Here is a 13417-nt window from a genome sequence, read left to right on the forward strand (position 1 = left end):
CGCGGCACGCTGTGCGTGTCGAGCCAGGTCGGGTGCACGCTCAACTGCCGCTTCTGCCACACCGGCACCATGCGGCTGGTGCGCAACCTGACCCCGGCCGAGATCGTCGGGCAGGTGATGCTGGCCCGCGATTCGCTGGGCGAATGGCCGTCGCAGCCCGAGGGGCGGATGCTCACCAACATCGTGATGATGGGGATGGGCGAGCCGCTCTATAATTTCGAGCATGTCCGCGACGCGCTGAAGCTGGTGATGGACGGCGACGGGCTGGCGTTGAGCAAGCGGCGGATCACGCTGTCGACGTCGGGCGTGGTGCCGATGATGGCGCGCGCCGGCGAGGAGATCGGGGTCAATCTCGCGGTGTCGCTCCACGCGGTGACCAAGGAGATCCGGGACGAGATCGTGCCGATCAACCGCAAATACGGGATCGAGGAACTGCTGCAGGCGTGCGCGGACTATCCGGGCGCGAACAATGCACGGCGGATCACGTTCGAATATGTCATGCTGAAGGACAAGAACGACAGCGATGCCGAGGCGCACGAGCTGGTGCGGCTGATCCGGAAGTACCGGCTGCCCGCGAAGGTCAACCTGATCCCGTTCAACCCCTGGCCCGGCGCGCCCTACGACACCTCGACGCCCGAGCGGGTGCGGGCGTTCTCGACGATCATCTTCGAAGCCGGGATCTCGGCACCGGTGCGCACCCCGCGCGGACGCGACATCGATGCGGCGTGCGGGCAGCTGAAGACCGCGTCGGAGAAGAAATCGCGTGCCGAGCTCGACCGGCAGGCCGAGGAAAAGCTGCTCGCGCTCGGGTGAGCGTGGCGATCGAGCCCCTGCGACTTTTGCTCGCGGCCGGCGCCGGGCTGCTCGGCGGCGCGATGAACGCGTTGGCGGGCGGCGGCACCTTCGCGACGCTGCCGACGCTGATCGCGCTAGGACTGCCGTCGCCGATCGCCAACGCGACCAGCAACGTCGCGCTACAGCCGGGCGCGTTTACGAGCGCATGGAGCTATCGCAAGGGGCTGGAGCCGATCGGAGGCTTGTCGGTCCGGCTGCTCGCCGGGATCACCTTCATGGGCGGGCTCGCGGGCAGCCTGATGCTGGTCTGGACGCCCGAGCGCACCTTCGACGTGATCGTGCCGTGGCTGTTGCTGTTCGCCACGGTCGCGCTGGCGTTCGGCAAGCCGCTCGCGGCGTGGCTGGCGACGCGGACCAATGTCGGCGTGCGCACGCTGGTCGCCGCGCAGACGCTGCTGGGTATCTATGGCGGCTATTTCGGCGGCGGCGTCGGGCTGATGATGACCGCGACCTGGGGGCTACTCGTCGGGGTCGAGCCCGCGCGGCTCATGGCCCCGCGCACGCTGCTGCTCGCGGTGGCGAATGCGGCGGCGACGATCGTGTTCGTCGCGTCCGGAATGGTGTCGTGGCAATGGTGCCTGCCGATGCTGATCGGCGCGATCGCTGGCGGGTTTTTCGGGGCCAAATTGGGGGCGCGACTGTCGCCACGGGTGATCCGTGTTTGGACGCTGCTGGTGACTGCGGTGACCACTGCGGTGTTCTTTTGGCGGGCTTATGGCTGAGGTGTGGGGCTAACCGCTGCTCCCCACCAACCCCAGCCGTTCGCCTCGAGTAGCTGTCGAGCTCGTCCGAGACGGCGTATCGAGAGGTGCCTCTGTCGGGGCTCTTTCCCTCGATACGGGCTCTCGACAAGCTCGATCCCTACTCGAGACGAACGGTCTGGGGAGATGCAGGGGTGGATGGTTCACGCGAAGGCGCGAAGGCGCGAAGGTGGTGCGCAGCGCCGCAGGCTCCCCTACTCAATCTTCCTTCGCGTCTCCGCGTGAACCGTTCTTCGCGCCTTCGCGCCTTCGCGTGAACCACTCCAACAGTCACCGCGGACGCCGCAGCTTGAACAGTGCGTCCTCGCGGGTTTCGAAATAGTCGGCCGGCCCCCCGCCGCGTGAGATCGGGTGGGCGCGGGCGGTCTGGTAGACGCCACCTTCCAGCATCGCGCAGTCAATGTGGATGCCGATCGCCTCGCCGATCACCAGCCATTGATCGAGCGCGCGGCCGGCCCTGTCCTCGAGCCGGATCAGCTGGGTGAGGACGCATTCGAACGCCACCGGGCTGGCGGTCACGCGCGGCGGCGCGATCAGGCGCGACGGAGTCTGCGGGATCCCCGCCAGCGTGAATTCATCGACATCGGCGGATACTCCCGCGGAGGTCGCGTTCATCACCTCGGTGAGATCGCGCGTGACAAGGTTCCAAACGAACTCGCGGGTTTCGGCGATGTTGGCGACGCTGTCCTTCCAGCCCATCGACGAGAAGGCGATCAGCGGCGGATGATAATTGACTAGGTTGAAGAAGCTGTACGGCGCGAGATTGCGCACGCCGGCGGCCGACACCGTGCTGATCCAGCCGATCGGGCGCGGCGCGACGATGGCATTGAGTGGATCATGCGGGAGGCCGTGGCCCGCCTGTGGTTCGTAGAAATGCCATTCGGTCATGGCGATGTTCCTGCTAACGAGCGAGCATCGCGTCAACGAAGGATGAGCATGGAAGAGCCGATCGCCCCCGGCACCGTCATCGTCCGCCACCGCATCGCGACGCGGGTGTGGCACTGGATCAATGCGATCGCGATCGTGATCCTCCTCGGCTCCGGGCTGACGATCTCCAACGCGCATCGGCGGCTCTATTGGGGGCAGTTCGGCGCCAACCCCGATCACGCGTGGCTGAGCGTCGTCTACTGGCCGGGGTGGGTGACGATCCCGGCGCGCTACAATCTGGCGCTGGCGCGGCGCTGGCACCTGTTGTTCGCGCTGGTGTTCGCGTTCTCGTTGCTGGTGTTCATGATCGTCAGCCTGCTCAATCGGCATTTCCAACGCGACCTGAAGATCCGCCGCCGCGAGTTGACCGCGCGGCACCTTTGGATGGACGTGAAGCAACACGCCGCGCTGCGCTTCCACGATGCCGAGAATCCGCGCGACTATAATATTCTCCAGAAACTGACCTACATCGTCGTGTTGTTCGTGCTGCTGCCGCTCGCGGTGCTGACCGGGCTGACGCTGTCGCCGAGGATGGACGCGGCGTGGCCGTGGCTGCTCGACCTGTTCGGCGGGCGGCAATCGGCGCGGTCGATCCACTTCCTCGCCTCGGGCGGCATCGCGCTGTTCATCGTCGTCCACCTGACGCTGGTGATCCTGGCGGGGGTCGTGCCGGAGACGCTGTCGATGATCACCGGACGGTGGCGCGTACCGGAGAACGAGCGATGACGACGCTGCTCACCCGCCGCACCTTGATCGCCGGGGGCGCGAGTGCCGCGGGGCTGGTGCTCGCCGGCTGCGACCGCGTCGCGCAGATCCCACAGGCGCGCCGGATCCTGTTCATGGGCGAGGAGATGAACCGCGGCCTGCACCGCGCGCTGATGCACCGCGATGCTCTGGCGCGCGAGTTCTCGCCGGCGGAGATGTCGCCGGTGTTCCGGGTCAACGGCACGCGCAATCCCGGCACGCCGGCCTATGAACGGGCGGTCGCCGGCAAGTTCGCGGACTGGAGGATCGGGGTCGGCGGGCTGGTCGACCGGCCGCTCGACCTGTCGATGGCACAGCTGCGGTCGATGCCTGCGCGGACCCAGATCACGCGCCACGACTGCGTCGAAGGGTGGAGCGCGATCGGCAAATGGCACGGGCCGACGCTGGGCACGGTGCTGAAGGCGGCGCGGCTCCGCGATGCCGCGCGTTACATCGTGTTCACCTGCGCCGACCTCTACGGCGGTGCGCCCTATTATGAGTCGATCGACCTGATCGACGCCTTCCATCCGCAGACGATCCTGGCCTGGGCGATGAACGACGCGCTGCTGTCGATCGGCAACGGTGCCCCCGTACGGCTGCGGGTCGAACGCCAGCTCGGCTACAAACACGCCAAGTACGTGTCACGAATCGACGCGGTCGCGAGCCTCGACGCGGTCGGCAAGGGCAAGGGCGGATATTGGGAGGACAATGTCGATTACGATTGGTACGCGGGGATCTAGCGGGCCCTGACGAGTTTATATCCGATGGCGTTGATCGACCTGTTCCTGTCACGTGCGGTAAAGCGCGGCCGATTGACGCTGTTGCGCCCCGACAAACCCGCCACCGTCTTCGGCATCGCCGACCCAGATTTTCCCGACGTCACGCTCCGCTTCGCCGATCGAGGCGTCGCCGGACGGATCGTCCGCAATCCGGCGCTGGCGGCGGGCGAACTGTACATGGACGGACGGATGATCGTCGAGGACGGCGACATCCTCGACCTCGTCCGGCTGCTGACCGCCAACGACAAATGGGAGAAGGGGCAGAACAACCTCGAACCATCCTGGTTCGTTCGTTCGGTCGGATCGATCAAGCACCGGGTCGACCGCTACAACATGGAACGGCGATCCAAGCGCAACGTCGCGCACCATTACGATCTGTCGGCGCGGCTCTACGACCTCTTCCTCGACGCCGACCGCCAATATAGCTGTGCCTATTACACCGACCCCACGAATACGCTGGAGCAGGCACAGCAGGACAAGCTCGCGCACATCGCCGCCAAGCTCGCGATTCGGCCGGGGATGCGGGTGCTCGACATCGGCTGCGGCTGGGGCGGGCTGGCGCTGTACCTGCACGACAAGCTCGGCTGCGAGGTGGTCGGCGTCACGCTGTCGGAGGAGCAGATCAAGATCGCGCGTGACCGTGCCGCGGCGAAGGGCGTCGCCGACAAGGTGACGTTCGAGCTGATCGACTATCGCCGGATCGAGGGGCAGTTCGACCGGATCGTGTCGGTCGGGATGTTCGAACATGTCGGCCCACCGCAATACCGGACCTTCCTGCGCAAGTGCCGCGACCTGTTGACGCCCGACGGCGTGCTGCTGATCCACACGATTGGGCGGCTGGGCGGACCCGGCGTCACCGACGATTTCACCACCAAGTATATCTTTCCCGGCGGCTACAATCCGGCGCTGTCCGAGATCATCCGCGCCAACGAGGGGCTGCGGATGTTCCCGACCGATGTCGAGGTGCTGCGCCTCCACTACGCGCTGACGCTCAAGCAATGGTACGCCCGCACGGTCGCCGCGAAGGACGCGATCGTCGCGCTGTACGACGAGCGGTTCTACCGAATGTGGACCTTCTACCTCGCCGGCGCCGCGATGGCGTTCGAGAATGGGGGGCTGTGCAACTACCAGGTTCAGTTCTCGCGCAGCCGGACGGAGTTGCCGATCACGCGCGATTATATGTTCGAGGGCGAACAGGCGCTGCGGTGAGATTTAGCTAGCCAACAACACCTTCCATCATTCCCGCGCAGGCGGAAATCCATACTGGCGAGCGTCGCGATTGGTGCACGACGGGTAGCCAGTCTGGATCCCCGCCTTTGCGGGAATGACGGCGGAATGGGGGCTGACCGAGTGGGCCAGCCCGAACCCTACCGCCCCAGCGCCTTCTTCGCGACGCCGCGTTCTGCGGGGCCGATCTTGCCGTCGCCATCGGCGTCGTAGCGCTTGAAGGTCGCGGCGAGCAGCGCCTCGGCCTCGGCCTGGTTGACCTTGCCGTTCTTGTTGGCGTCGGCGCGATCGAACCACAGGTCTGCGAGTCTCTTGGCGTGGACCGCGTCGGGGCGACCGGGGCCGACCTTCATCTGCGCGATGCGGGCCTGGACCTCGGCGCGGGTCAGCACGCCGTCCCGGTCGGTGTCGCTCTGCGCGAACTCCGACTTGAACTTGGCGGTCGCCGAGGCGCGGGTTTCCTGCGCGACGGCGGAAGCGGCGAAGCTCGCGCCGACGGCAAGCGGAAGGACGGCGAGCGTGAGGAGTGTGCGGGTCATGCGCGCCCCCTGCCCCCAACGGCCTAAACCCGACCTGAACGACTTTCGCGCGGTTGCGCGCGTCCGCGCCGCCACGTAAGCGCTCGCGCGCTGCAAGGAGCCCTGCCCATGACCGATCCGATCAACCGCGTCGTCCTCGCCTATTCGGGCGGGCTCGATACGAGCGTGATTCTGAAGTGGCTCCAGCAGACCTATAGTTGCGAAGTGGTGACCTTTACCGCGGATCTCGGCCAGGGCGAGGAGCTGGAACCCGCGCGGCGGAAGGCGGAGATGGCGGGCGTCCGGCCGGAGCACATCTTCATCGACGATCTGCGCGAGGAGTTCGTCCGCGATTACGTGTTCCCGACGATCCGCGCCAACGCGCTGTACGAGGGGCTGTACCTGCTCGGCACCTCGATCGCGCGGCCGCTGATCGCCAAGCGCCAGATCGAGATCGCGCGCCAGGTGAACGCCGACGCGGTCAGCCACGGCGCCACCGGCAAGGGCAACGACCAGGTCCGCTTCGAGCTCGGCTATTATGCGCTCGCGCCCGACATCAAGGTGATCGCACCGTGGCGCGAATGGGACCTGACCAGCCGCACCCGGCTGATCGAGTTTGCCGAACAGCACCAGATCCCGGTCAGCAAGGACAAGCGCGGCGAGGCGCCATTCTCGACCGACGCCAACCTGCTGCACACCTCCAGCGAGGGCAAGGTGCTCGAGGATCCGTGGGACGAGGTGCCCGACTATGTCTTCTCGCGCACCGTCAGCCCGGAACAGGCGCCCGACGCCCCCGAGACGATCACGATTGATTTCGAGCGCGGCGACGCGGTGGCGATCAATGGCGAGGGGATGAGCCCGGCGACGCTGCTGGCGAAGCTGAATGACTTCGGCCGTGCCCACGGAATCGGCCGGCTAGATCTGGTCGAGAACCGCTTCGTCGGCATGAAGAGCCGCGGCATGTACGAAACCCCGGGCGGCACCATCCTTCACGCCGCACATCGCGGGATTGAGCAGCTCACGCTCGACCGCGGCGCCGCACATCTGAAGGACGAGATGATGCCGCGCTATGCCGAGCTGGTGTATAACGGCTTCTGGTTCAGCCCCGAGCGTGAGATGCTGCAGGCGGCGATCGACCACAGCCAGGCGAAGGTGTCAGGCACGGTGCGGCTGAAGCTGTACAAGGGCGGAGTCTACGTCACCGGGCGCAAATCGCCCAACTCGCTCTATTCGGAGAAGGTCGTGACCTTCGAAGACGACCAGGGCGCCTATGACCAGCGCGACGCGGCCGGGTTCATCAAGCTCAATGCGCTGCGGCTGCGGCTGCTGGGGCGGCGCGATGGGTAACGGCTTCGCATCCGTCGAAACGGAGCGCCCGCTTACCTCCCCCTCCATCGGCTTCGCCGCCACCTCCCCCTGGCGGGGGAGGAGTGAACTGAATCCTCCCCCGCCAGGGGGAGGTGGCACGGCGTTGGCCGTGACGGATGGGGACGTTACGCCGCTGCTCAATTCGGTCCTAACGCCCGTTAACCTCGTTTTAGCGCTTTGCCGCCATTTCCGTTCACGATCGAACGGGGGACGGGCGGAACATGGCGAATGGCACGGGCGCAGTCGACGTCGCGATCATCGGGGCAGGACCGGCGGGGCTGACCGCCGCCTATCTGCTCGGCAAGGCGGGCTATTCGGTCGCGGTGGTCGAGAAGGATCCGACCTATGTCGGCGGGATCAGCCGCACCGTCGAGCATGACGGCTTTCGCTTCGACATAGGCGGCCACCGCTTCTTCTCGCGATCGAAGGAGGTGGTCGATCTCTGGAACGAGCTGCTGCCCGACGACTTCATCGAACGCCCGCGGATGAGCCGGATCTATTACGAGGGCAAGTTCTACAGCTATCCGCTGCGCGCGTTCGAGGCGCTCGCCAATCTCGGCATCTGGCGCTCTACGCTGTGCATGGCGAGCTATCTGCGCTGGAAGATGCGCCCGAAGCGCGATGTCCGCAGCTTCGAGGACTGGGTCGTCAACCAGTTCGGCCACAAGCTCTATTCGATATTCTTCAAGACCTATACCGAGAAGGTGTGGGGCATGCCGTGCGACGAGATGTCGGCGGATTGGGCGGCGCAGCGGATCAAGGGGCTGAGCCTCGGCAGCGCGGTGATCGACGGCCTTAAGCGCTCGCTCGGGCTCAACAAGCGCCCGAACGACGGCATGCAGACCAAGTCGCTGCTCGAGAACTTTCGCTACCCGCGGCTCGGCCCGGGGATGATGTGGGATGCCGCGCGCGATCGCGTCATCGAACACGGCAACCGCGTCCTGATGGGCCATTCGCTGAAGCAGCTCGCGCGCGACGAGGTCGGCGATCGGTGGCGCGTGATCGCGACCGCCGCCGACGGCGCGACGGTGACAATCAACGCCGCGCAGGTGATCAGCAGCGCCCCGATGCGCGAGCTCGCGGCGCGGCTGCAGCCCCTGCCGGCGACGCTCCCCCAGGCAGCCGATCTTCGCTACCGCGACTTCCTGACGGTCGCGCTGATGATCCGGTCGCACGACCTGTTCCCCGACAATTGGATCTACATTCACGATTCGAAGGTGAAGGTCGGTCGCGTCCAGAATTTCCGCAGCTGGTCGCCGGAGATGGTCCCGGACCCGGCGATCGCCTGTGTCGGGCTCGAATATTTCTGCTTCGAGGGCGACGGCTTGTGGTCGGCGAGCGACGAGGATCTGGTTGCGCTGGCGACGCGCGAGATGGCGATACTGGGGCTGTGCGATGCCGCGCAGGTCGAGGGCGGCGTGGTGGTGCGCCAGGAAAAGGCCTATCCGGTCTACGACGATCGCTATCGCGACAATGTCGATGCGCTGCGTGAAGAGATCGAGGCGCGCTATCCTTCGCTCCACTGCGTCGGGCGCAACGGCATGCACCGTTACAACAACCAGGATCACGCGATGATGACGGCGATGCTGACCGTCCGCAACATCGTCGCGGGCGAGCGCATCTACGACATCTGGGGCGTCAACGAGGACGCCGAATATCACGAGGCCGGCACCGAGGGCGAACGCGCCGCGCTGGCCAGCGTCCGCGACGTGCCCGAGCGCCTGCGCGCGGCATGACCCGGGAGCGGCTCTGGCCGGCGCTGCTGCTCGGCTGGCTGCTCGCGGCGGTCGTGCTGTGCGTGGCGCTGGCCCCGACGATCGTCCACCTGCGCTTCCCCGATCCCGACGATGCGATGCGGCTGCTCGAGGTGCGCGACTGGCTCGCGGGCCAGAGCTGGTGGGATGTCGGCCAGCACCGGCTGAACGGCGGCGATTTCCCGATGCATTGGTCGCGACTGGTCGATCTGCCGCTCGCAGCGGTGCTGCTGGTGTTCGATCCGCTGGTCGGCACGTCGCTATCGACGCGGATCGCGATGACCCTGGTGCCGATGCTGACGCTGATGGCTGTGATGGCATCGGCCGCCGGCATGTCGCGCCGGCTCGGCGGGATCGAGACCGCGCGGTTGTCGATCCTACTCGCCCCGTTGTCGATACCGTTGGTGTACCAGATTCGTCCGCTGCGGATCGATCATCATGGCTGGCAGATCGCCCTGGCGACCGCGGCGGCGGCGTTGCTGATCGGCACGCCCACGGTGCGGCGTGGCCTTGCGACGGGCCTCTCCCTCGCCATGCTCGTGACGATTTCGATGGAAGGATTGCCGATCGCGGCCGCGATCGCCGCGGTGGCTGCGATCGGCTGGGCTTTCGAGCCGCGGCGACGAGGTTTCGTGGTTGCGCTGATCGGGTGTTTCTTCCTGGCCGCGCTCGCGCTTCAAGTCGGCACCCGTGGTCCGGCAATGTTCGCCAGCAGCTGCGACGCGATGTCGCCAGGGTGGCTCACGGTGCTCGGCATCGCTGCCGGCGGCATCACCGCCGCGACCGTGATCGCGCCCGCAAATCGCCTGGGCCGGATCGCGCTTCTCGGTGCGGTCGGAATTGGGTGCCTGGCGACGCTGCTCCTCGTCGCGCCGGCGTGCATCGACGGACCGTTCGCGACGCTCGATCCCCTGGTCCGGACCATCTGGTACGACAATGTCCGCGAGGGCCTGCCGATCTGGGCGCAGCCCGCGGGATGGGCCGCCGTGACGATCGCGCTGCCGCTAGTCGGCCTATTCGGGTCGGCGCGGGCGCTGCGCGGCGGCGACAACGAGACGCGGACGGGTTGGCTGATGCTGATCGGCGTGCTGGCGCCGGCGACCCTCCTCGCCTGCCTGGTCAACCGTGCCGGAGGGACCGCGAATGCGCTGGCCTTGCCCGGGGCGGCGTCGCTGCTGCTGGCGATGCTGACCCGCGCGCGTGCGGTGCGCGCCCTGCTCCCGCGCATCGCCGCGACGGCGGGTGCGCTTCTCGTCGCCTCCCCCGGCCTTGCCGCCGGAGCGGTCTCATCGATACTGGCGCGTCCTGCGGTCGGATCGGTGGTGACGATCGCCGGCCGCACCAGGCCTGCGTGCGAGACCTTCGACCAGATCCGCGCTCTCCGCCGGCTGACGCCCGCGACCGTCTTCCTGCCCCTCGACGTGACGCCCGACCTCATCGCCACTACCCCCCACCACGCGATCGCCGGTGGCTATCATCGGAACAGCGCGGCGATGCACCGCATCCTGGCGGCATTCAGCGGCTCGCCCGACCTTGCCGAAGGGCTCGTTCGCGCCACGGGCGCGACCTACGTCGCGGGCTGCCCGGGGCTGAACGAGACCGAGCTGTACAAGAAGGTCGCGCCCGACGGCCTCTGGGCGCGGCTCGAACGCGGCGAGCGGATCGCGTGGCTTGAGCCCGTGCCGATGACGGGCTCGCCGGTGCTGGTGTGGCGCGTAGTCGGATCGTCGCGCAGGCCCTTGTCCCGCAAGGCTTCCTGACACTAAGGCATGCCCGATGGAGGGGCAGCAGCTACACTGGTGGCAAACGCGCTGGTTCGTGGTCGCGATGGCGATCGCGGCGATCGTGCCGCTGTTGCGGCCGGAGATCCCGCCGCTGGTCGACCTGCCCGGGCATCTCGGGCGTTACCGGGTCCAGCTCGACAATGGCGCACACCCGTGGCTGGCGGACTGGTATGATTTCCGCTGGTCCCTGATCGGCAATCTTGGGATCGACCTGCTGATCGTACCGCTGGCGCCGATCTTCGGGCTGGAACTCGCGGTCAAGCTGATCGTGATGGCCATCCCGGCGCTGACCGTCACCGGGCTGTTGTGGATCGCGCGCGAGGTACATGGCCGGATCCCCGCGACCGCGCTGTTCGCGCTGCCGCTCGCCTATAGCTACCCGTTCCAGTTCGGGTTCATCAATTTCGTGCTGTCGATGGCGCTGGCGCTGAACCTGTTCGCGCTGTGGCTGCGGCTGGGCCGGTTGCGGCAGTTCAGGTTGCGCGCGGCGTTGTTCGTGCCCGCGTCGTGCCTGTTGTGGCTGTGCCATACCTTCGGCTGGGGCGTGCTCGGCGTGCTCGCCTTTTCCGCGGAGATGATCCGCCAGCACGACGCCGGGGAGCGCTGGTTCAAGGCGTGGATCCGCGCGGGTCTGGGTTGCGCGCCGCTCGCGCTGCCGATCCTGATGATGATCTTCTGGCGATCGGGCGACCATGTCACCGGCAAGACCACCGACTGGTTCGATTGGCGCGCGAAGATCAACTGGGTGTCGATGATGCTCCGCGACCGCTGGATGGCGTTCGACGTGGCGTCGGTGACGGTGTTGTTCATGATCCTGTTCAAGGGTGTCCGCGACCACCGGATCGAATATTCGCGCAACCTGATCCTGTCGGCGCTGTTCCTGCTGGCGGTGTTCATCCTGCTGCCGCGGATCGTCTTCGGATCGGCCTATGCGGACATGCGGCTGGCGCCGTTCGTGGTCGCGATCGCGCTGATCGCGTTGCGACCGAAACGCGGGCTGTCGTTCCGCGGTGCTGCCACCTTCGCGGCTCTCGGGCTGGTGTTCGTCGGCGCGCGATTGATCGGCACCACGGTCAGCTATTGGATGTACGCCGAGAGCTACGACCGGACGCTGCTCGCGTTGAACCATGTGCCGGTCGGCGCGCGGCTGGTGTCGTTCGTCGGACGCGAGCGCTGCGCGGACGAATGGGCCTATTCCCGGCTCGAGCACGTCCCGGCGATCGCGCTGGAACGGCGGCTCGCCTATACCAACGATCAATGGTCGATGGCCGGCGCGCAGTTGCTGACCGCCCGCTACCGCCCCGCCCAGCGCTTTGCGCACGATCCATCGGAGATTGTGACCGGATTCCGCTGCCGCGGCGAATGGTGGCGGCCGATCTCGATGGCGCTGGAGACGTTCCCGCGCGACGCGTTCGATTATGTCTGGCTGATCCGGCCGCCGCGCTACGACCCCAAGCTGGTCGAGGGCATGACCCCGATCTGGCGCAACGACCATAGCGTGTTGTACCGGGTGGATCGCAAGCCGCCGCGCGGCGAGGCCGACGTGACCCCTATGAAGTCGATCGGCGGAACGGGGTAAGCTCGCCCAGATACTCCTGATCCGCCGCCACCGAGGCACGCTCGCGCGCCAGGAAGTCGGCTATCGCCCGACGGAAGCCGCGGTCGGGGATGTAGTGTGCGGACCAGGTCGGCACCGGGACATAGCCGCGCGCCAGCTTGTGCTCGCCTTGCGCCCCCGCCTCGACCGTCTTCAGCCCGCGCGCGATCGCGGCGTCGATCGCCTGATAATAGCAGAGCTCGAAATGGAGGAACGGCACTTCTTCGGTACAGCCCCAATAGCGGCCGTAGAGCGTGTCGTCGCCGATCAGGTTGAGCGCCCCCGCGATCGGCACGCCGTCGCGTTCGGCGAGGATCAGCAGGACGCGGTCGCCCAGCGCCTCGCCGAGTAGCGGGAAGAAGCTGCGGGTGAGATAGGGCTGGCCCCATTTGCGGCTGCCGGTGTCCTGGTAGAAGCGCCAGAACGCGTCCCAATGCCGCGGTTCGATCGCGGCGCCGGTCAGGTGGCGGATCGTCAGGCCCTCTACCGCCGCGGCGCGTTCCTTGCGGATCGCCTTGCGCTTGCGGCTCGCCAATGCGGCGAGGAAATCGTCGAAGGACGCATAGCCGTCGTTCGCCCAATGGAATTGGGTACCCTGACGGATCAGCCACCCCGCGGATTCGAACAGCGGCAGCTGTGAGGGGGCGATGAAGGTCGCATGTGCGCCGGACAGCTTGTGCTGATTGGTGACCGCCTCGATCCCCGCGATCAGCGCGGGACCGGCGCTCTCGTCGCGGAGCAGCAGGCGGGGACCGGGCACCGGGCTGAAAGGAGCGGCGACCTGGAGCTTGGGGTAATAGGCACCGCCGGCGCGCTCCCATGCGTCGGCCCAGCCGTGATCGAAGACGTATTCGCCCTGGCTGTGGCTCTTGCCATAGGCGGGCGCGATCGCGACCGGAACGCCGTCCGCGTCGTCGACCACGATCGGGATCGGTTGCCACCCCGTACGCGCGCCGACGCTGCCCGATGCTTCGAGTGCGGCGAGGAAGGCGTGGCCCACGAACGGGTTGCCGGTGCCGGCGCACGCGTCCCACTGGTCGGCAGGGATGGCTGCGACGCCGTCGGCGAGGCGGGCGATGAGCGCGGTCATTCGCAGCGGCAGA

Annotated in this window: 12 protein-coding genes; 9 read left to right on the forward strand and 3 right to left on the reverse strand. The window is 67.1% G+C overall.

Annotation, left to right across the window (positions count from 1 at the left end; all coding sequences use genetic code 11):
• Positions 1 to 813 (forward strand): 23S rRNA (adenine(2503)-C(2))-methyltransferase RlmN (rlmN, locus tag ACFE77_RS08725; protein WP_375421246.1); only part of this gene is annotated, 813 nt, incomplete at its 5' end.
• Positions 814 to 815: 2 nt separating this feature from the next.
• On the forward strand, positions 816 to 1577 hold the full coding sequence (locus ACFE77_RS08730; RefSeq protein WP_375421247.1) for a sulfite exporter TauE/SafE family protein: 762 nt from the start codon (positions 816 to 818) through the stop codon (positions 1575 to 1577).
• Between the two features lie 309 nt (positions 1578 to 1886).
• Here ACFE77_RS08730 and ACFE77_RS08735 read toward each other — a convergent pair whose 3' ends face one another.
• A complete protein-coding gene (locus ACFE77_RS08735; RefSeq protein WP_375421248.1) occupies positions 1887 to 2504 on the reverse strand; it encodes a flavin reductase family protein in 618 nt (205 codons plus the stop codon).
• Between the two features lie 48 nt (positions 2505 to 2552).
• On the opposite strand from ACFE77_RS08735, the gene ACFE77_RS08740 reads away from it, so the two are divergent.
• Genes ACFE77_RS08740 through ACFE77_RS08750 form a run of 3 tightly spaced genes read left to right on the forward strand, consistent with a single transcriptional unit; the run spans position 2553 to position 5275 of the window.
• Complete coding sequence (locus ACFE77_RS08740; protein WP_375421249.1) at positions 2553 to 3269, forward strand: cytochrome b/b6 domain-containing protein; 717 nt, start codon at positions 2553 to 2555, stop codon at positions 3267 to 3269.
• A complete protein-coding gene (locus tag ACFE77_RS08745) occupies positions 3266 to 4027 on the forward strand; it encodes a molybdopterin-dependent oxidoreductase (RefSeq protein ID WP_375421250.1) in 762 nt (253 codons plus the stop codon). The genes ACFE77_RS08740 and ACFE77_RS08745 overlap by 4 nt, the downstream gene beginning before the upstream one ends.
• 24 nt (positions 4028 to 4051) lie before the next feature.
• The gene (locus tag ACFE77_RS08750; protein ID WP_375421251.1) at positions 4052 to 5275 is read left to right on the forward strand and encodes a class I SAM-dependent methyltransferase; all 1224 of its coding nucleotides are present in this window, start codon (positions 4052 to 4054) and stop codon (positions 5273 to 5275) included.
• A 158-nt stretch (positions 5276 to 5433) separates the two neighbouring features.
• On the opposite strand, the gene ACFE77_RS08755 is transcribed toward ACFE77_RS08750, so the two are convergent.
• A complete protein-coding gene (locus ACFE77_RS08755) occupies positions 5434 to 5832 on the reverse strand; it encodes an EF-hand domain-containing protein (protein ID WP_375421252.1) in 399 nt (132 codons plus the stop codon).
• Positions 5833 to 5940: 108 nt separating this feature from the next.
• Here ACFE77_RS08755 and ACFE77_RS08760 point away from each other — a divergent pair, with 108 nt between their 5' ends.
• The 4 genes from ACFE77_RS08760 (at position 5941) to ACFE77_RS08775 (ending at position 12296) form a co-directional block, all read left to right on the forward strand.
• Positions 5941 to 7158, forward strand: coding sequence for an argininosuccinate synthase (locus ACFE77_RS08760; protein WP_375421253.1), 1218 nt, complete (start codon positions 5941 to 5943; stop codon positions 7156 to 7158).
• Between the two features lie 242 nt (positions 7159 to 7400).
• On the forward strand, positions 7401 to 8915 hold the full coding sequence (locus ACFE77_RS08765) for an NAD(P)/FAD-dependent oxidoreductase (RefSeq protein WP_375421254.1): 1515 nt from the start codon (positions 7401 to 7403) through the stop codon (positions 8913 to 8915).
• Positions 8912 to 10693 carry a hypothetical protein gene (locus ACFE77_RS08770; RefSeq protein ID WP_375421255.1) on the forward strand — a complete coding sequence of 594 codons (1782 nt, stop codon included), beginning with the start codon at positions 8912 to 8914 and terminating at the stop codon, positions 10691 to 10693. Before ACFE77_RS08765 ends, ACFE77_RS08770 begins: the two co-directional genes overlap by 4 nt.
• A gap of 16 nt (positions 10694 to 10709) precedes the next feature.
• Positions 10710 to 12296 carry a hypothetical protein gene (locus ACFE77_RS08775; protein ID WP_375421256.1) on the forward strand — a complete coding sequence of 529 codons (1587 nt, stop codon included), beginning with the start codon at positions 10710 to 10712 and terminating at the stop codon, positions 12294 to 12296.
• Here ACFE77_RS08775 and ACFE77_RS08780 read toward each other — a convergent pair.
• Positions 12268 to 13404: a GNAT family N-acetyltransferase gene (locus tag ACFE77_RS08780; RefSeq protein WP_375421257.1), complete on the reverse strand. Its 1137-nt coding sequence runs from the start codon at positions 13402 to 13404 to the stop codon at positions 12268 to 12270. The two genes, ACFE77_RS08775 and ACFE77_RS08780, sit on opposite strands and share 29 nt — an antisense overlap.
• Positions 13405 to 13417 lie beyond the last annotated feature (13 nt).

The sequence above is a fragment of the uncultured Sphingomonas sp. genome, assembly GCF_964243315.1.
GTDB lineage: Bacteria > Pseudomonadota > Alphaproteobacteria > Sphingomonadales > Sphingomonadaceae > Sphingomonas.

What these genes read in the sequence shown, in the direction of transcription:
- ACFE77_RS08735 (WP_375421248.1), bottom strand. Translation starts at nt 2,504, where the DNA reads ATGACCGAATGGCATTTCTACGAACCACAGGCGGGCCACGGCCTCCCG.
- ACFE77_RS08740 (WP_375421249.1), top strand. Translation starts at nt 2,553, where the DNA reads ATGGAAGAGCCGATCGCCCCCGGCACCGTCATCGTCCGCCACCGCATC.
- ACFE77_RS08745 (WP_375421250.1), top strand. Translation starts at nt 3,266, where the DNA reads ATGACGACGCTGCTCACCCGCCGCACCTTGATCGCCGGGGGCGCGAGT.
- ACFE77_RS08750 (WP_375421251.1), top strand. Translation starts at nt 4,052, where the DNA reads ATGGCGTTGATCGACCTGTTCCTGTCACGTGCGGTAAAGCGCGGCCGA.
- ACFE77_RS08755 (WP_375421252.1), bottom strand. Translation starts at nt 5,832, where the DNA reads ATGACCCGCACACTCCTCACGCTCGCCGTCCTTCCGCTTGCCGTCGGC.
- ACFE77_RS08760 (WP_375421253.1), top strand. Translation starts at nt 5,941, where the DNA reads ATGACCGATCCGATCAACCGCGTCGTCCTCGCCTATTCGGGCGGGCTC.
- ACFE77_RS08765 (WP_375421254.1), top strand. Translation starts at nt 7,401, where the DNA reads ATGGCGAATGGCACGGGCGCAGTCGACGTCGCGATCATCGGGGCAGGA.
- ACFE77_RS08770 (WP_375421255.1), top strand. Translation starts at nt 8,912, where the DNA reads ATGACCCGGGAGCGGCTCTGGCCGGCGCTGCTGCTCGGCTGGCTGCTC.
- ACFE77_RS08775 (WP_375421256.1), top strand. Translation starts at nt 10,710, where the DNA reads ATGGAGGGGCAGCAGCTACACTGGTGGCAAACGCGCTGGTTCGTGGTC.
- ACFE77_RS08780 (WP_375421257.1), bottom strand. Translation starts at nt 13,404, where the DNA reads ATGACCGCGCTCATCGCCCGCCTCGCCGACGGCGTCGCAGCCATCCCT.